Annotated in this window: 17 protein-coding genes; 10 read left to right on the forward strand and 7 right to left on the reverse strand. The window is 69.6% G+C overall.

What is annotated here, in order from left to right; genetic code table 11:
* Positions 1–100 precede the first annotated feature (100 nt).
* From ACQW02_RS25075 to ACQW02_RS25090, 4 genes are all read left to right on the forward strand, one after another.
* Positions 101–769 carry a Tim44/TimA family putative adaptor protein gene (locus ACQW02_RS25075; protein WP_431282639.1) on the forward strand — a complete coding sequence of 223 codons (669 nt, stop codon included), beginning with the start codon at positions 101–103 and terminating at the stop codon, positions 767–769.
* A gap of 205 nt (positions 770–974) precedes the next feature.
* On the forward strand, positions 975–2549 hold the full coding sequence (locus tag ACQW02_RS25080) for an MltA domain-containing protein (protein ID WP_431282640.1): 1575 nt from the start codon (positions 975–977) through the stop codon (positions 2547–2549).
* 45 nt (positions 2550–2594) lie between these two features.
* Complete coding sequence (locus tag ACQW02_RS25085) at positions 2595–3371, forward strand: (Fe-S)-binding protein (protein WP_431282641.1); 777 nt, start codon at positions 2595–2597, stop codon at positions 3369–3371.
* Positions 3368–4096: a 2OG-Fe dioxygenase family protein gene (locus ACQW02_RS25090; RefSeq protein WP_431282642.1), complete on the forward strand. Its 729-nt coding sequence runs from the start codon at positions 3368–3370 to the stop codon at positions 4094–4096. The genes ACQW02_RS25085 and ACQW02_RS25090 overlap by 4 nt, the downstream gene beginning before the upstream one ends.
* Before the next feature lie 254 nt (positions 4097–4350).
* Here the strand turns inward: ACQW02_RS25090 and ACQW02_RS25095 are convergent, their stop codons facing one another.
* Positions 4351–5025, reverse strand: coding sequence for a YggS family pyridoxal phosphate-dependent enzyme (locus ACQW02_RS25095; protein WP_431282643.1), 675 nt, complete (start codon positions 5023–5025; stop codon positions 4351–4353).
* Positions 5026–5105: 80 nt separating this feature from the next.
* Here ACQW02_RS25095 and ACQW02_RS25100 point away from each other — a divergent pair, with 80 nt between their 5' ends.
* The 6 genes from ACQW02_RS25100 (at position 5106) to holA (ending at position 12168) form a co-directional block, all read left to right on the forward strand.
* Positions 5106–5663, forward strand: coding sequence for a thiamine phosphate synthase (locus ACQW02_RS25100; RefSeq protein ID WP_431282644.1), 558 nt, complete (start codon positions 5106–5108; stop codon positions 5661–5663).
* A gap of 205 nt (positions 5664–5868) precedes the next feature.
* Complete coding sequence (locus ACQW02_RS25105) at positions 5869–7194, forward strand: porin (RefSeq protein ID WP_431282645.1); 1326 nt, start codon at positions 5869–5871, stop codon at positions 7192–7194.
* A gap of 189 nt (positions 7195–7383) precedes the next feature.
* A complete protein-coding gene (locus ACQW02_RS25110) occupies positions 7384–7932 on the forward strand; it encodes a DUF3576 domain-containing protein (RefSeq protein ID WP_431282646.1) in 549 nt (182 codons plus the stop codon).
* A 99-nt stretch (positions 7933–8031) separates the two neighbouring features.
* On the forward strand, positions 8032–10587 hold the full coding sequence (leuS, locus tag ACQW02_RS25115) for a leucine--tRNA ligase (RefSeq protein ID WP_431282647.1): 2556 nt from the start codon (positions 8032–8034) through the stop codon (positions 10585–10587).
* Positions 10580–11125 carry an LPS assembly lipoprotein LptE gene (gene lptE, locus ACQW02_RS25120; protein WP_431282648.1) on the forward strand — a complete coding sequence of 182 codons (546 nt, stop codon included), beginning with the start codon at positions 10580–10582 and terminating at the stop codon, positions 11123–11125. The genes leuS and lptE overlap by 8 nt, the downstream gene beginning before the upstream one ends.
* Positions 11126–11130: 5 nt before the next feature.
* The gene (holA, locus tag ACQW02_RS25125; protein WP_431282649.1) at positions 11131–12168 is read left to right on the forward strand and encodes a DNA polymerase III subunit delta; all 1038 of its coding nucleotides are present in this window, start codon (positions 11131–11133) and stop codon (positions 12166–12168) included.
* Here the strand turns inward: holA and ACQW02_RS25130 are convergent.
* Genes ACQW02_RS25130 through ACQW02_RS25155 form a run of 6 tightly spaced genes read right to left on the reverse strand, consistent with a single transcriptional unit; the run spans position 12165 to position 17906 of the window.
* Positions 12165–13010, reverse strand: a complete 846-nt coding sequence (locus tag ACQW02_RS25130) for a ParB/RepB/Spo0J family partition protein (protein WP_431282650.1) — start codon at positions 13008–13010, stop codon at positions 12165–12167. The genes holA and ACQW02_RS25130 overlap by 4 nt on opposite strands.
* Positions 13007–13813: a ParA family protein gene (locus ACQW02_RS25135; RefSeq protein WP_431282651.1), complete on the reverse strand. Its 807-nt coding sequence runs from the start codon at positions 13811–13813 to the stop codon at positions 13007–13009. The genes ACQW02_RS25130 and ACQW02_RS25135 overlap by 4 nt, the downstream gene beginning before the upstream one ends.
* Positions 13800–14375 (reverse strand): 16S rRNA (guanine(527)-N(7))-methyltransferase RsmG, encoded by a 576-nt coding sequence (gene rsmG / locus ACQW02_RS25140; protein ID WP_431282652.1) that lies wholly within the window; start codon positions 14373–14375, stop codon positions 13800–13802. Before rsmG ends, ACQW02_RS25135 begins: the two co-directional genes overlap by 14 nt.
* Entirely contained in the window at positions 14363–16222 is a 1860-nt protein-coding gene (gene mnmG, locus ACQW02_RS25145) for a tRNA uridine-5-carboxymethylaminomethyl(34) synthesis enzyme MnmG (protein ID WP_431282653.1), read from the reverse strand. The genes rsmG and mnmG overlap by 13 nt, the downstream gene beginning before the upstream one ends.
* An 18-nt stretch (positions 16223–16240) precedes the next feature.
* Complete coding sequence (gene mnmE, locus ACQW02_RS25150; RefSeq protein ID WP_431282654.1) at positions 16241–17542, reverse strand: tRNA uridine-5-carboxymethylaminomethyl(34) synthesis GTPase MnmE; 1302 nt, start codon at positions 17540–17542, stop codon at positions 16241–16243.
* A gap of 10 nt (positions 17543–17552) precedes the next feature.
* Positions 17553–17906: a (2Fe-2S) ferredoxin domain-containing protein gene (locus tag ACQW02_RS25155; RefSeq protein ID WP_431282655.1), complete on the reverse strand. Its 354-nt coding sequence runs from the start codon at positions 17904–17906 to the stop codon at positions 17553–17555.
* Between the last annotated feature and the right edge of the window lie 26 nt (positions 17907–17932).

The following is a 17932-nucleotide window of genomic DNA, read 5'->3' on the forward strand; positions in this document are numbered from 1 at the left end:
ACTCGGCGTGCGATGCAAGAATGACGTTGCACGCAATTCACGATTGACGTTGCGGTGACCATGCCGCGTGCCTAAGTGACAGGCGACAAAGGAGCGTATGATGCAAGGCGGCTTTCCGATTGACCTGATCCTGTTCGGCATGGTCGCTGCCTTCCTGGTGCTGCGTCTGCGCGGCGTGCTGGGCAAGCGCACCGGCTTCGAACGGCCACCGGTGGACCAGCGCGCGGCACCGCCCGCCGGCCCGCGCGCGGCGGAATCCGAAGCGCCCCGCGTCGCCCCCGCCGCCGGCGGGCCGCGCCTGGTGCTGCCGGACGCCAGTTCGCCGATGATCCAGACCCTGACCCGGATGCAGTCCATCGACCCGGGCTTTGAGCCGAACGGCTTCATGGCCGGGGCCGAGGGCGCCTTTCGCATGATCGTGGAGGCCTTTGCCGCCGGCGACCGCGTCACCCTGCGATCCCTGCTGTCGGACGACACCTATGCCGGGTTCGAGGGCGCGATCACCCAGCGCGAACAGGCCAACGAAACCCAGCGCACGGAAATCCGCTCGATCCAGGAAATGGGGATCGAGGCGGCGGACCTGCGCGGCACCGTGGCCGATGTGGCGGTGCGGATCGTCTCCGACCAGGTCAATGTCACGACGGGCGGCGATGGCCTGCCGGTGGCGGGCGCCGATGCGGTGACCGAGATCACCGACGTCTGGACCTTCCAGCGCGACCTGGCGGTGAAGGACCCGACCTGGCGCCTGATCGGCACGCGGTCGGCCTGACCGCGCGCCCCGTTCGCGGGGCGCGCGTATTTTTGCTTTTGGGTTTTGGCGGCAGCGGCGCCATGTTGGGCGCATGGTCGGCGGCAAAGACATAACAGCGCCGGGGAGGGGTCGATCTGGCGCAGTCCAATTGGGCGCGGCGCCAAGGTATCCAACTCCCCGGGATCCAGGTCGCCGGGATCCAGGCCGCCGGAATCCAGGTCGCTTGGCGCTGGTCGCATCCGCGCTGCTCGGCGGCATCGCCGCGGGTGATGCGGCTGGCCAGCCGATGGCCCTGCCGTCGTCCTTGCCGGGCTGGGATACGGAAGCCCCGGCCAAATCCTGGCATGCGCTGACGATCAGTTGCGGCGCCTGGGCCGCGATGCCGCCCGACCGCCCGCTGCTGACACCGGCCCCGCCACGCGCCGCCACGGCCGAACCGGACCCGCCCGAAACCTCCATCGTCGCCCGCGCGGCCAACCCCGCCGCCTGGCGTGGGCTGTGTGAGGCCGCGGCCGATCTGGCGCGGCAATTCCCGCTGCCCGAAGCCCCGCGACGCGGCAATACCCCCGCCGCCATCGCCCAGCGTGAGGCCGTGGCCGAGGCCCGCCAGGCACGCGACGCCGCCTTTCGTGCCATGCTGGACACATATCTGGTGGCGGTGCCGCTCGGCACCGGGATCCTGACCGGGTATTATGAACCGGTGCTGCGCGGCGCACGGCAAGCCGATCTGCGCCACCGCACCCCCCTTTACGCCCGCCCGCCCCTGGCGGCCGAGGAACCGCCCCCGCCACCGCCGGTGGTGGAGGCTCCGGCACCGCTGCTGCGCCGGGCGGCCGTGGCCGTGGCGGTCGCGCCGCCTTGGGCCGGCGTGCCGCGCCCGACCTGGCCGGACCCGGCCAACCTGCCACGCGCGGGGGCGGTGGTGGGCCCGGCGCATGAACAGGCCATCGCGGGCGTGCGCACACCCGTCCCGGCCGACCCGATCGCCAAGCCGGATACGCCACCACCCCAGGTCGTCGAACCGCTGGACGCCTCGGCCGAGCCTGCCGCCCCGCCGGAACTGATGTCCGGGCACGGCTTGCCGCCGATGCGCCCGGGCGCGCGCCCGCCCAGCCTGCCCTCCCGCGCCGCGATCGAATCCGGCGCGCTGGCCGGGCGCGGGCTGGAACTCGCCTATGTCGACAACGCCGCCGACGCCTTCTTCCTGCACATCCAGGGGTCTGGCCGGGTCCTGCTGGCGGATGGCAAGGTGCTGCGCCTGGGCTACGCGGCGCAGAATGGCCATCCCTATGTGCCGATCGGGCGCATCCTGTTGAACCGCGGCGCCATTCCGCGCGAACGCATGTCGATGCAGGCCATCCGCGCCTGGCTATCGGAAGCCCCACCGGCCGAGGCGACGGCGCTGATGGCGGAAAACCCGTCCTTCATCTTCTTCCGCGTGATGGAGGGGCTGCGCCCGGACGAGGGTCCGCCAGGGTCGCTCGGCGTGCCGCTGATCCCCGGGCGGTCGCTGGCGGTGGACCGGGCGCATGTGCCGATGGGCGCGCCGGTGTTCCTGGTGGGGCGCGATCCGCTGACCGGGGCACCCTTCCACCGGCTGACCATGGCGCAGGACACCGGCGGGGCGATCCGCGGGCGGGCGCGCGGCGACCTGTTCTTCGGCTGGGGCGATGCCGCCGGGGAAGCCGCCGGCCGCACCCGCGACGATGCGCAATTCTGGGTGCTGATCCCGCGCGCGGTGCTGGAGCAGCCCGCGCCGGAAACAACCCCGGCCCCCGAAACCGCCGCGGCACAGTAGCCGCCGGGCCGTTGCGCCCGGGGGCAGTCGGCATAGGATGTTGCCATGTCGCAGACCCGGCCGCGCGTTGCCCTGTTCGTCACCTGCCTGGTGGACCTTTATCGGCCCACGGTCGGCTTCGCGGCCATTCGCCTGCTGGAAGCCGCCGGCTGCATGGTCGAGGTTCCGCCCGCACAAACCTGCTGCGGCCAGCCCGCCTACAATTCCGGTGACCGCGCGACGGCGCGGGCGATCGCGCGCGGCGTGATCGATGCCTTCCAGGGCTATGACTACGTGGTGGCCCCCTCCGGCTCCTGCGGCGGCATGATCGGGCACCATTATGCCGGGCTCTTCGCCGACGACGACCCCGATTATCGCGGCCGGGCCGAGGCGCTGGGGGCCAAGACCTTCGAACTCATCGCCTTCCTGACCGATGTGCGCGGCATGGCGGGGGTTGCCGCGGGGTATGATGGCACCGTCACCTACCACGACAGTTGCTCGGGCCTGCGCGAACTGGGCGTGAAGGCGCAGCCGCGCGCGCTGCTGGCCGGCATGAAGGGCCTGGCCCTGCGGGAAATGGCCGAACCCGAGACCTGCTGCGGCTTCGGCGGCACCTTCTGCGTCAAATACCCAGAAATCAGCACCCGCATGGTCACCGACAAAACCCGCGACATCACCGCGACCGGCGCCGACACGCTTCTGGCCGGCGACCTGGGCTGCCTGCTGAACATGGCCGGCCGCCTGGCGCGTGAGGATAGCCCCGTGAAAGTGCGCCACGTCGCCGAAGTCCTGGCCGGCATGACCGGCGATGTCCCGCCCATCGGCCAGGCCCGGCCGTCATGAGCGCCGTGCGCAAGGCACCGCCCTCGGCGCTGGCGGCCCTGACCGAACAGGGGTTCTACCGGATCGCCCCGCTTGAAATGGCGGGATTGCTGGGTGCGACCGCGACGCCCACGGCCCTGGCGGATTTCGCCGCATCCTGGTCGCGGCTGGAAACCGATGGGTTCATGGCCGATGGCGGCCGCTATCGCCGCCGGCGCCATGCCAATTTCGCCGCGGTCGCCGGCGTCCCCGGCCAGCGCCGGGGCGAACACCGGCCGCATTTCCAGGCCAGCGTGCACAACAGCCTGAACGGCGGCGTGGACCGCTGGTTCGCGCCGGTCGAAGCGGCGGTGGGCGATAGCGCGGTCCTCGGCGCATTGCTGGAACTGGGGCGCGGCGCCGCCGATACGCTGTTCGGCGCCCGGGACTGGTTCACCGAAATGCACCAGTTCCGCATCGAGGCCGCTGCCGGCCTACCCGGCTACCCGACACCCGAAGGCGTGCACCAGGACGGCGTGGACCTCGTCATCATCGCCATGATCGCGCGCACCAACCTGACCGGTGGCGAGACCGTGGTGGCGGCACTGGACGGCAGACCGCTCGCACAATTCACCCTGGACGGCATGCTGGACACGGCCGTGCTGGACGACACCCGCGTGCGACACGGCGTCAGCCCCATCGCACCCACCGACCCGACCCTGCCATCCTGCCGCGACGTGCTGGTACTGACCTGGAAGCGAGTCTGACGGGTCGCTGGGGAGCGGAAGGCGGCGCTTTGAAAGGGGCTTCGCCCCTCTCAAACTCACCCCACCAGGGGCCGCCGCCCCTGGACCGGCGCGATGTATTGGCAAGAGAAAGAGAGGGGCATGGCGCGCCCCTGATCAGTCGCGGTTCCGCGACGCCCCTCTCTTTCTCTTGCCAAACGCCGTGGGTTCCAAGGGGCCACGGCCCCTTGGTGGGGGAGGTGTGGCGGGGGCAAAGCCCCTTCCACGGCGCGACCTCAGCCCCCCGGCACCCGGCTGCCGAAGATCGCGGTGCCGACGCGGACGTGCGTGGCGCCGAGGGCGATGGCCGTTTCGAAATCGCCGCTCATGCCCATCGACAGCAGGGGCAGGTTTTGGCGCGCTGCCAGGTCCGCGAGGAAGGCGAAGTGGGGTGCGGGGTCGGCCTCGGCCGGGGGGATGCACATCAGGCCGGAGAGGGTCAGCCCGTATTCGTCGCGGCAGGTGTTGCAGAAGGCTTCGGCCTCGGCGCGGGGGATGCCGGCTTTTTGCGGTTCGTCGCCGGTATTGACCTGGACCATCAGGCCCGGTGTGCGGCCGGTGGCCTTGATGGCGGCGGCGAGGCTGGCGGCCAGGCGGGGGCGGTCCAGGCTTTCGATGACGTCCGCGACCTCGACCGCGTCGCGCGCCTTGTTGGTTTGCAGCCCGCCGATGATGTGCAGGCGCAGGTCCGGGTGGGTTGCGCGCAGGGCGGGGAATTTGGACTGGGCTTCCTGGACCCGGTTTTCCCCAAACACGGTCTGGCCGGCGGCGAGGGCTTCGATCACGGCCTCGGCCGGGTTCAGCTTGGACACGGCGACCAGGGTGACGCCGGCGGGGTCGCGCCCGGCCTTGGCGCAGGCCGCGGCGATGCGGTCGCGGATACGGGCCAGGTTGTCGGCGATCGTGGTCATGGGTGGCTTTCGTGAACGGTGGGCGGACCCTATGGGCGGCGGCCCGACGGCTCAAGCCAGCGCCGGCGGGGTGGCCGCGGTTGTGGCTGGTCGGCGATGCGCAGCGATTGCCGGATCTGCGCGCGGCGGCGGCCAGGCTACCTGGGCCGCGCGGGGCGGCGGGGGTTTTGGCGCGCGACCAGGCGCCAGGTGTGATGGTGGGGCTGGCGCGGCTGTGCCGGGCCAGGGGGCGCGTGCTGCTGGTCGCGGGTGACGGGCGGGCGGCGCTGCGGCTGCGGGCCGGGCTGCATGTGCCGGACCGCCGGGCGGCCGCGGGGCTGTTGCCCTTTCTTCTGGCGCGGCGTGGCGGCGCGCCCTGGGCGCGGCTGACCGTGGCCGTGCATGGGCGGGCGGGGCTGGCGCGCGGGCGCCGGCTGCGGGCCGATGCCGGGCTGGTCTCACCGGCCTTTCCGACCTTGAGCCATCCTGGCGCGGCGGCACTCGGCCCGCATCGCTGGGCGCGGCTGGCCGGATCGTGCCGGCGGGGGCTGCCGGGGGTCATCGCGCTGGGCGGCGTGGCGCCGGCGACGGCGGGCCGTCTGCCAGGCTGGGCGAACGGGTTGGCGGCGATCGGGGCCCTGGTGGCGATCAGGCAATAGTGTCGCACCGCAACAGGGCGCTGTGTCATTCGGGTCACAGTGTCTCAAGGATGTCGCGCTAGGGTCGTTCGCACCATTGCCGCGTCTCCATGCGCTGGGTCATTGTGCCGTCAGATTCAGCCACCCCCATGTTGGGGGCGAGCACCCTGGGGGGGCGGGCGGATCATTCATTGCCAGGGAAACCTGGCCTGAGGAGGATTTGGGTATGCGCAAGCTTCTGCTCGGCACCACTGCGGTTGCCGCGGCTGCACTGTTCGGGGCGCACGACGCTTCCGCGCAGACGGCCCCCACGGTTCGTATTGGTGGTTACTTCGGCACCGCCTGGTTCAACGTTCAGGACACCGCCGACAAGGCCGCCGTCGTGGCCAACCCGGCCGCTGGCCAGCCGGCCAACGCGACCCGTACCTTCGGTCGCGACCAGAACGACTTCTACACCGACTTCGAAATCCAGGTCTTCGTGACCGGCAAGGCCGCCAACGGCCTCGTCTACGGTGCCACGATGGAACTGCAGATGGACAACGTCGGCGCCGGTTCGCCGGGCACGACGCTGGACGTCGACGAGGCCTATGCCTTCGTCAGCACCCCGACGCTCGGCACCATCCGCTTCGGTGACGAAGACAGCGCCGCCAACCTGCTGCAGGTTCGCGCGCCGATGATCGCTGGCATGGGTTCGGACGGCGTCTGGGACGAAGGTCTGCGTCCGTCCTCCTCGGGTCTGCGCGCGACGAACGGCTCCTCGCCTTCGCTGCTCACGGCCATCAACGACGGCAGCGACTCCTCCAAGATCATCTACCTGTCGCCGCAGTTCTACGGCTTCGACGCCGGCGTGTCCTACGCGCCGAACGCGGGCGAAGGTGAGCGTTACTACCTCGGCACCGCCTTCCAGCCGACCGGCCCGGCCGCGGCGCAGGGCGCCGTTGGTCAGCGCGACCGTACGACCACGCGTAACGAAGTCTCCTACGGCCTGCGTTACCGCGGCACGTTCAGCGGCGTCGGCATCGCGGCCGGCTTCGGCGGCATGTTCATGGATCCGGCGACGATCGGCGCCGTGACCGGCGGCGCGGCGCAGACCACGGGCACCGCGCTCAACAACCTGCGTCAGATCACGGCCTACACGGTCGGCCTGAACCTGTCGGCCTACGGCTTCACGGTCGGCGGCGAATACACCTGGGGCAACTACGCCCTGCAGTCCGTCGGCCGCACGGCTCTGCCGCGCACGCTGAACGGCAGCAGCCACTACGTCGTGTCCGCCACCTACACGACGGGCGCCCTGGCGTTCGGCGCGTTCTACGGTCAGGGCGAGCAGGACAACCCCACCCTCGCGAACGGTGCCAGCCCTGGCAACCGCACGCAGTCGATCTACGGCATCGGCGCTGCCTACACCGTGGCTCCGGGCATGGACCTGATCGCCAACTACACCTGGATGGACGACAAGAACGACCCGTTCAACATCGCCCCGGTCGGCTCGACCTTCACCTCGACCTCGCGTGAAGCTCAGGTGCTCGTCGTCGGGACGCGCCTGGCCTTCTGATTGGCTGGCGGTCCGGCCCCTGGGCAACCAGGGACCGGCTGCCACCACAGGGGACATCGGACGAAGGGCGGTGGGGAAACCTGCCGCCCTTTTTCGTTGCGATCTTCGCTGCAAGCGCCAGCCTTTGCGTGGCGCGCGTTGTGCGGCTAAGGATGCGCCGTCATCGGGACGCTTCGCGGAACCGCCAAAATGAATCGTTTCACTTCCTCGCTTATCGCCGCCTGCGGTGCAGCCCTGGTGCTGGGCGCCTGCACCAGCGAAAACAGCCGTATTCCCGGCCAGGATGAGTATCGCGACGACAGCCGCCGCGCGTCGGTGCGTGGCCGCCTGAGCGGAAACGAGAACGGCATCCTGATCGTCGGCACCGACCGGTCGAACCAGGGCGGCGCGGGCGCCGGTTCTGGTGGCGCATCGGGGATCGGCGTCAACGCCTTCCTCTGGCGCGCGACCCTGGACACGCTGTCCTTCATGCCGCTGGCCTCGGCCGATCCCTTTGGCGGCGTGGTCATCACCGACTGGTATGCGCCGCCGGCCGCACCGAACGAACGCTTCCGCGCCACGGCCTATATCCTGGGCCGGCAGTTGCGGTCGGATGGCGTGCGGGTGGTGGTGTTCCGCCAGGAATTGCGCGGCAATACCTGGATCGATTCCCCGGTCAGCGCCAGCACAGGGTCGGAGCTGGAGGACAAGGTCCTGTCCCGCGCCCGCGAATTGCGGAGCCAAAGCGCCTCGGGCTGACGGCCGGGGCGGATTGCATGACAGGGAAGGCGGCAAGCGGCCTTCCCTTGGAGGCTGCGGCACCCTAATCGTGCGGTCTCAACACGCGCAATCGGCCCGATGAACGATAGTCCTGCCCCCGTCCGTTATGATTTTGCTGCCGCCGAGCCGCGCTGGCAGGCCGCATGGAATGATCGCGCGATCGCGTCGGTACCGGATGTGCCGCCGCCTGGCGCCAAGAAGTACTATGTTCTTGAAATGTTCCCGTACCCCAGTGGAAAAATCCACATGGGGCATGTGCGGAACTACACGCTCGGCGACGTCGTCGCGCGCTACAAGCGCGCGCGCGGGCACCTGGTCATGCATCCGATGGGCTGGGATGCCTTTGGCCTGCCGGCGGAAAACGCGGCGCGCGAACGCGGCACGCATCCGGCGGCCTGGACCTATGCCAACATCGCCGCGATGCGGGCCGAATTGCAGCGCATGGGGCTGTCGATCGACTGGTCGCGCGAATTCGCCACCTGCGATCCCGAATACTACGGCCAGCAGCAGGCGCTGTTCCTGGAATTCCTGGCCAAGGGCTTGGTGGGGCGCCGTGAATCCTGGGTGAACTGGGACCCGGTGGACGGCACCGTGCTGGCCAATGAACAGGTCATCGACGGCCGCGGCTGGCGATCGGGCGCGCCGGTCGAAAAGAAGAAGCTGTCGCAGTGGTTCTTCGGGATCACCAACTTCGCGCCCGACCTGCTGGCGGCGCTGGATGGGCTGGACCGCTGGCCGGATCGCGTCAAAACGATGCAGGCGAACTGGATCGGCCGCAGCGAGGGCGCGCGGGTGCGTTTCGCGCTCTCCACCCCCGTCGATGACACGGCCGAGGTCGAGGTTTTCACCACGCGACCCGACACATTGTTCGGCATGTCCTTCATCGCGGTCGCGGCCGAACACCCCCTGGCCACGGCCGCCGCGAAGCAGAACCCCGCCGCCGCCGCCTTCATCGCCGAAGCCCGCGCGATGGGCACCAGCGAGGTCGCGATCGAACAGGCGGAAAAGCGCGGCTTCGATACCGGCTTCACGGTGCTGCATCCCTTCACGGGCAAGGCCTATCCGGTCTGGATCGCCAATTTCGTGCTGATGGAATACGGCACGGGCGCGATTTTCGGCTGCCCGGCGCATGACCAGCGCGACCTGGAATTCGCCCGCAAATACGGGCTGAGCGTCACCACCGTGGTCGGCACGGAGGAGGTGGGCGACACCGCCTTCACCGACGATGGCGTGCTGGCCAATTCGGGCTTCCTGGACGGCTTGGACGTCGCCGCCGGCAAACGCGCCGCCATCGACCGGCTGGAGGCCCAGGGCGCCGGCCAGGGGGTCGTGAACTGGCGCCTGCGGGACTGGGGCGTGTCGCGCCAGCGGTATTGGGGCTGCCCGATCCCGGTCGTGCATTGCGACGACTGCGGCGTGGTGCCGGTCGCCGCCAGCGACCTGCCGATCCGGCTGCCGGAGGATGTGGATTTCTCCCGCCCCGGCAATCCGCTGGACCATCACCCGACGTGGAAGCACATCGCCTGCCCATCCTGCGGCAAGCCCGCGCGGCGAGAGACGGACACGTTTGACACCTTCGTCGATAGTTCCTGGTATTTTGCCCGCTTCTGCTCGCCCAAGGCAGATGTGCCGGTGGTGCGGGCTGCCGTGGATGCCTGGCTGCCGGTCGACCAGTATATCGGCGGCATCGAGCACGCGATCCTGCACCTGCTCTATTCGCGCTTCTTTACCCGCGCGATGCGCGAAGCGGGGGAGGTCGGGATTTCCGAACCGTTTGCCGGGCTGTTCACGCAAGGGATGGTGACGCACGCATCCTTCAAGGGCGCGGATGGGCGCTGGCTCTACCCGACCGAGGTCGATGTGACCGCCCCCGGCGCCGCCGTGCACCGCGACACCGGTGAGGCCGTGACGGTCGGCCGCGTCGAGGCGATGAGCAAGTCCAAGCGCAACACGGTCGATCCGGGCGCGATCATCGACCGCTACGGCGCGGATACGGCGCGCTGGTTCATCCTGTCGGACAACCCGCCCGAGCGGGACATGGAATGGACCGAGGGCGGTGTGGCCGGCGCCTATCGCTTCAGCCAGCGCGTCTATCGCCTGGTCTTCGCGGCCGAATTGCCGCCGACCGATGCGCCGATGCCGACAGACGACGCATCCAAGCGCCTGCGCCAGGTGACCCATCGCAGCATCGCCGCGGTGACCGAGGCGCTGGAAACCTTTGCCTTCAACGTCGCCGTCGCGCGCATCCACGAACTGGCCAATGCCATCGGCGACAGCGAGGTGCAGGGTGCTGCGCGGCGCGAGGCGCTGGAAATGCTGTGCCGCCTGGCATCGCCGATGATGCCGCATTTGGCCGAGGAATGCTGGGCGCTGCTGCGGCCCGAGCCTGGCCCGCTGGCCGCCCAACTGCCCTGGCCCGAAGCCGATCCGGCGCTGCTGGCGACCGACACCATGACCCTGGCGATCCAGGTCATGGGCAAGCTGCGCGCGACCCTGGAAATCCCCATCGGGCTGCCCGAGGCGGACATCTTCGCCCTGGCGGAGGCCGATGTGAACGTGCAGCGTGCCATCGCTGGCAAGCCGATCAGGAAGCGCATCCATGTCCCCGGCCGGATCGTCAATTTCGTTGCCTGAGCCTCGCGCCACCCGCCGCGGTCTTTTGGGGCTGGCGGCGGCCGCGAGCCTGGGCGGCTGCGGCTTCCGGCCGATGTATGCGCCGGAGGGACGGTCCGCCACGCCGGATTACGAGGAACGGGTGACGCGCGAACTGGCCGCCGTGCAGGTCGCCTTGCAGGGCGAGCGGACCGGGCAGCTGTTCCGCAGGGCCTTGCAGGAAAAGCTGAACCCGCGCGGCACCGGCGTCGCGGCGCGCTACGAGATCCGCACCGGACTGACGATCGCGGCCGATCCGCTGGGGTTCCGGCGGGACGGCACCTTGTCGCGCGTGCGCTACAATGGCGCCGCCCCCTGGACCCTGGTGGTCCTGGGCACGCCGCCTGTCGCCCTGACCGCGGGGCGGGCGCGCAGCTTTGAGTCCTACGACGTGCTGGACAACCAGTTCTTCGCATCGGACTTCGCGCAGGAAGAGGCGATACGGCGCCTGATCGAGATTCTTTCCGACGACATCGTGACGCGGCTGGCCCTGTATTTCCGCAGCCAGCCGGCGGGCTGACCGGCGTGGCGCGGCTGGATGCCCGCCGGGTCGCCGGGGTTTTGGCCGATCCGGCCGCCTGGCGGCTGATCCTGCTGCATGGCGAAGACCAGGGCCTTGTCCAGGAACGCAGCGCCGCCCTGATCGCGGCCGTGATCGGCGACCCCGATCCATTCCGCTTTGCCGAACTGTCCCGCGAAGCCGCTGCCCGCCCGGGCGCGTTGATCGCCGAAACCACCGCCGGCGCGCTGACCGGGGGGCGCCGCGTGGTGCGCGTGCGGGACGCGACCGATGCGCTGGCACCGGCCCTGAAAGCCGCGCTGGCGGCGCCGGGGGAGGCGCTGATCCTGGCGGAAGCGGGGGCGCTGAAGAAGCGCTGCAAGCTGCTGGACCTGGTGGAACCGGCGCCCGATGCCTGCGCGATCCTCTGCGCCCCGGAACGCGGCGACACGCTGGTGGCCACCCTGCGCCGGATGTTCGCGGCCGAGGGGGTGGAGGCGGATGCCGCCGCCCTCGACTGGATCGCCGCCCGCGCCCCGGACGACCGCCAGGCCGTGCGGCGGGAGGTGGAGCGCCTGGCGCTCTACGCCGGCCGCGGCGGCGTGTTGGACGAGGCGGCGCTGCTGGCCAGTTCCGGCGGCGATGGCAGTGGCCCCGATCTGGATGACGCGCTGGCCGCGGCCATGGTCGGCGACGTGGCGGGGACGGATAGGGCGGTCGCGGGCGCCTTCGCCGATGGCGCGGCGCCGGTCGCGGTGCTGCGGGCGATCTTGCGGCATCTGGTGCGGCTGCGCGAAGCGGCGGTAGCGGTCGAGCGTGGGGCCAGCCCATCCGATGCCATGGCGGGGCTGCGGCCGCAGGTGTTTGGCCGGGGCCAGGCGGCGTTCGGCCAGGCGCTACGGCGATGGTCGCCGGCGATGCTGGCCGCGGCCGCCCAAGCGGCGCTGGAGGCGGAGGAACGGGCCAAAAGCGGTGGAACGGGACGGCCGCCCGTACCGGATGCGGCCCTGGCGCGGCAGTTGTTGATGACCTTGGCAAACCGGGCCGCAGCCCGGCAGCGTTAGGCGTCCGGCATCAGCAGGCGCAACAGCCCGTCCAACTGGTCCAGATCAGCGTAATGCAGGGTCAGCCGGCCGCCCCGGCCGGAGCGGCGCAGTTCCACCTTGATACCAAGACGCGTCATGAGGTCGCGGACCACGGCCTCGGAATCCGTGTCGCGGGCGCGGTGGGATGGCCCGGGGCGGGGCGCCTGGTTGGCCAAGGCTTCCGCCTGGCGCACGTTCAGCCCCTTGGCGACGACCAGCGCCGCCAGGCGTTCCGGATCGGGGGCCGTCAGCAGGGCGCGCGCATGGCCCGCTGTCAGCCGGCCATCGGACAGCATGTCCCGCACCGGCATGGGCAAGCCCAAAAGGCGCAGCGTATTGGCGACGTGGCTGCGGGATTTGCCGACGGATTGGCCTAATGCGTCCTGGGTGAGGCCGAATTCGCCGATCAGGCGCTGGTAGCCGAGGGCTTCCTCGACCGCGTTCAGGTCCTGGCGTTGCAGGTTCTCGACCAAGGCGGCGGCCATGGCGGTGCGATCATCCAGGTCGCGGACGATGACTGGGACGTCGTGCAGTTGCGCCAGTTGGGATGCGCGCCAACGACGCTCACCGCCGATGATCTGGTATTGGCCAGGGTTTCCTGGTTTTGGCCGGACCAGGATGGGCTGCAACACGCCATGGGCGCGGATCGAGGCCGCCAGATCCGCCAATTCCGATTGCGCGATCGGGCCGCGCGGCTGGAAAGGACCCGGTTCCAATGCCGTGACCGCCAGGCTGCGCGGGGATTGCGCCGCACTGGTCCCGGCATCGCCCAGCAGGGCGGACAACCCCATGCCGAGGCGTGGAGGTTTGCGGCCGCTCATACGCGCGCCAAACGGCGTTCGCGGCGCAGGAATTCGGCAGCGAGTTCGATATAGGCCAACGCCCCTGCCGAACGAATATCGTAGAGCAGCACAGGTAAGCCGTGCGACGGCGCCTCGGTGATGCGGATGTTGCGTGGGATCACGGTCTGGAAAACCTTATCCTTGAAATGCGCACGAACATCGGCGGCGACCGCCACGGACAGGTTGTTGCGGCGGTCGAACATGGTCAGCACGATGCCCTCCAGCGCCAGTTTCGGGTTCAGGTTGCCGCGCACCCGTTCGATGGTGCGGGTCAGGGCGGAGACGCCTTCCAGCGCGAAGAATTCCGTCTGCAACGGCACCAGCACAGAATCGGCTGCCACCAGCGCGTTCAACGTCAGCAAGCCGAGCGACGGGGGACAATCGACCAGGATGTGGTCGTAGGTGGCCAGGGCATCGGCCGCGCGTTCCAGGCAGACCGACAGGCGGAATTCGCGTTCCGGCAAATCCACCATCTCGATCTCCGCCCCTGCGAGGTCGGAATCGGCCGGCAGCACCGACAGGTTCGGGATTTTCGTCGCGCGCAACAGATCCGGCAGCGGATGGCTGCCGAGCAGCGCCGCATAGGTGCCGGCGCCACGTTCGCTGCGCGGCAGGCCCAGGCTGGTGGAGGCATTGCCCTGGGGGTCAAGGTCGATCAGCAGCACGCGCTTGCGGCTGGCCAGCGCCGTCGCAAGGTTCACCGCCGTCGTGGTCTTGCCCACGCCGCCTTTCTGGTTCGCGACGACGATGCGTCGCGGTTGTTTGGAGTCAGGGGCCGGCACGGCGGATCCCGGAAATGCGGAAGATGGTGGCGTCGGGGTCGGTCCGGCTGGGGAACCGCTCCAGGGCCATGTGCCAGTCGGGGCGTGCCGCGGTCAACTCCGCCTCTGCATTTCTGCCCTTGGGGAAGAGTGCGACGCCGTCAGGTGCCAGCAGGCGTTCGGCGAAACCGAGCAAGGTGCCAAGCGGTGCAAGCGCGCGCGCGGTCAAGACGCCAAGGGGCGGCAGGACCACATCCTCGATCCGCGCAACATGGACCCGGACGTTTGGCAGCCCGATTTCACCAGCGGCGGCGACAAGGAACGCGGCCTTGCGCCGATCCACTTCGACCAAATGCCAGGGGCGATCGGACAGGCACGCCAGCACCAGGCCCGGAAATCCACCGCCGGACCCGAGGTCGGCCGCAGGCGTCTGGCCCGGTGGCAGCAGGTCGAGCAATTGCTCGGAATCGACCACATGCCGCTGCCACAACGTGTCGCGATCGGCCTTGGCCACCAGGTTGATGCGTTGGTTCCAACGAATGAGCAGGTCCAGAAGATGCTCGGTGCGTTTCACGTGGAACACCGGCGCAGATGGACGGCCAGGGCGGTCAGCGCCGCCGGCGTGATGCCCGCGATGCGCCCGGCGGCGCCAAGCGTGGGTGGTGCGGATTGGGCAAGCCTGTGCTGCATCTCCCGCGACAGGCCCGGGACGGCGGAAAAGTCCAGGCCACGCGGCACGGCGACCCGGTCTTCCCGCCGGATAAGCGAAAGTTCATCCGCCTGACGGTCCAGATAGGGCGCGTAGAGCGCCTCTGCGCGCAAATGGGACTGCACATTGGGGCTTAGGTCGCCGAGCCAGGGGGCTACGGCGACCACAGAACTCCATTCCGCCTCCGGCAGGCCAATCGCGTCGAGGATGCTTCGCGGCTTGCCGTCCTGGTTGACCGGCACACCGGCATTCTGCAGGGCCGATGTGGTGTGCGTTTCCGAACGGGCGCGGGCCATGGCGTCGTCGATCGCGCCCGCAAAGGCGCGATGGCGCCTGGCGCGCTCGGGGCCGACGCAGCCCCAGGCGATACCCGTTTCCGTCAGGCGCAGCCCGGCATTGTCGGCGCGCAGCGCCAGCCTGTGCTCGGCGCGCGCGGTTAGCATGCGGTAAGGCTCCGATACCCCTTGCAGGGTCAGGTCGTCGGTCAGCACCCCGATATAGGCCTCCGACCGCGCCAGCACGCGCGGGGTCGGATCGCCCGAGGCCATGGCGGCGGCGTTGATTCCGGCCATGATCCCCTGGGCCGCGGCCTCCTCATAGCCGGTCGTGCCGTTGATCTGGCCAGCCAGGAACAGCCCCGGAATGCCGCGGCATTCATAGCTTGGCAGCAGGCTGCGCGGATCGACGTGATCGTATTCGACCGCATAGCCCGGGCGCAGAATCTTTGCGCGCGACAGCCCGGGAATGGCGGCGATCATGGCGGCTTGCACATCCACCGGCAGGCTGGTGGAGATGCCGTTCGGATAGACCGTGTGGTCGTCCAGACCCTCGGGTTCCAGAAAAACCTGGTGCCGTTCGCGATCGGCGAAGCGAACGACCTTGTCCTCGATCGACGGACAGTAGCGCGGGCCGACGCCCTGGATGCGGCCCGAATGGACGGGGCCGCGGGTGAGGTTCGCGGTGATGATCCGGTGGACGTCCGGTGTCGTCCAGGTGATGCCGCATTGGACCTGTGCCAGGGTGATGGCGTCGGTCATCCAGGACAGCGGTTCCGGCACCTCGTCGCCGGGCTGCATTTCCAGCGCCGCCCAGTCGATGGTGCGCCCATCCAGCCGCGGCGGCGTGCCGGTCTTCAGCCGGCCGAGCGGCAGGCCAAGATTGCGCAAGGCATCGGACAGTCCGACGGAAGCTGCTTCGCCCATCCGCCCGGCAGGGTTTTGCGTATCGCCCACATGAATGACGCCACGCAGGAACGTGCCTGTCGTGACCACGGCGGCGCCGCAGGGGATCCGGCGGCCATCGGCACAGATGATGGCGGACAGCCGGCCGTTGCCATTGCGTTCCAGGGCTTCGGCGGCGCCCTCGGCGATGGTCAGCAGGGCGGTGTCGCGCAGCAGGGCCTGGATGGCTTCGCGATACAGGCGGCGATCAGCCTGCACGCGCGGGCCGCGCACGGCGGGTCCCTTGCTGCGGTTCAGCAATTTGAAATGGATGCCCGCCTGGTCGGCGGCGCGGGCCATCAGCCCGTCCAGCGCGTCAACCTCCCGCACCAGATGCCCCTTGCCGATCCCGCCGATGGCCGGGTTGCAGGACATCTCCCCCACGGTTGCCTTGTTGTGCGTCAGCAGAAGCGTGCGTGCGCCGCAGCGCGCGGCGGCGGCGGCCGCTTCGGTGCCGGCATGGCCGCCCCCCACCACAATCACGTCGTATCTGTCAGTCATGCGCTGCCTATAGCGCCGCTACTTGCCGATGCAGAAGTCCCTGAACACGGCATCAAGCACCGCCTCCGTGCTGCCTTGCCCCGTGATCCGCCCGAGGGTGCGCCGGGCGGCGCGCAGGCATTCCGCGACAATCTCCGGCATCGCGGCGTCCAGGGCCGTCGCAAGCCAGATGGCGGTCTCGGACACCGCCGCGATATGCCGCGGCCGGGAGAGTGCCGCCGTGGCCGTGACCCCCGCCAGCATTTTCACTTGCCGCCGCAACACATCATCGAAAGCGTCAAGCCCGGCCCCGGTCAGGGTGGACATGACAAGGCCTTCGGTTGGGGCTGCCAACAGGTCAGCCTTGTTCGAAACACGCAGAACGGGCGTGGCCATTGGCGGCAGATCTGCACCTGCCGGAATGTCCGGCGCGGTCATCAGGATCACGAGGTCCGCGATGTCGGCCTTCTCCAGGGCGCGGCGGATGCCCTCCGCTTCGATCTCATCGACGGTGTCCCGAATGCCGGCGGTGTCGGACAGGGTCACGGGTATGCCATCCAGGTCCAGCCGCACCTCGACGATGTCGCGCGTGGTGCCTGGGTGGCGGGACACGATAGCCGCATCCGACCGCGCCAGATGGTTCAGCAGCGATGATTTGCCGACGTTGGGCGCACCCAGGATCACGACGCTGACACCCGAACGCAGCCGGCGCGCCTTTTCGCCGGCCTTGAGATGGGCGGCCAAATCCTGCTGAAGCCGGCCGATGCCCGCACGGACAGTCTGGTCCAGGTCGGTGGGCAAGCCTTCGTCGGCGAATTCGATATTGGCTTCCTGATGCGCCAGAAGCCGGAGCAGATCCTGATCCCAGCGGATCAATTCCTTCGCCAGGCCGCCACTGGCCTGGCGCATGGCCTGGCGTCGTTGCCCCTCGGTCTCGGCGGCCACCAGATCGGCGATGCCCTCGGCCGCGGTCAGGTCGAGCTTGCCGTTGAGGAAGGCGCGGCGGGAGAATTCGCCCGGCTCCGCGGGGCGGCAGCCAAGGGTCACCAAGGCCTCCGTCACCGCCGCCACGACGGCCAGGCCGCCGTGCAGGTGCAGTTCCAGGGCGTCTTCGCCCGTGGCGGACCGGGGGCCGGGAAACCACAGGACAAGGGCGCGGTCCAGCACCTCGGCCGATCCGGGCCTGCGCAATGACCTGATACCCGCTGTGCGGGCGGGCGGCAGGCTACCCACAAGTGGCGCGACCTGCCCCCCACAGCCGCTGCCGGACAGCCGGATGATGGCGACCGGGGCGGCGATGGCGGCGGTGGCGAGCGCGAAGATGGTGCCGCCCTGTTTCACGTGAAACGCTTCAAGCCTTGGGTGGCGGCACGTCGTGCTCGGTCAGCATCAGGCGCGCGACCCGGCCGCCATGCAGGATATGGGTATCGAGGATTTCGTCGATATCGGCGTTGGTCCTGGCCTGGTACCAGACGCCTTCGGGGTAGATCACAAGGGCTGGGCCGAACTCACAGCGCTCCAGGCAGCCGGCGCTATTGACCCGGGACTGGGGAACCCGAAGCTCCTTCATCCGTGCCTTCATGTAGTCGCGCAGCTTCTCGCTCCCCCGGGCTGCGCAGGATCCGCGCGGATGGCCATCGGGTCGCTTATTGCAGCAGACGAAAATATGGCACTTATAGAATAGCGGCGGGTCGGGTTCGGTCACATCGGCCTCGATCAGACACCGCTTTC

This window comes from Humitalea sp. 24SJ18S-53 (assembly GCF_050632385.1).
Taxonomy (GTDB): Bacteria; Pseudomonadota; Alphaproteobacteria; order Acetobacterales; family Acetobacteraceae; genus Humitalea.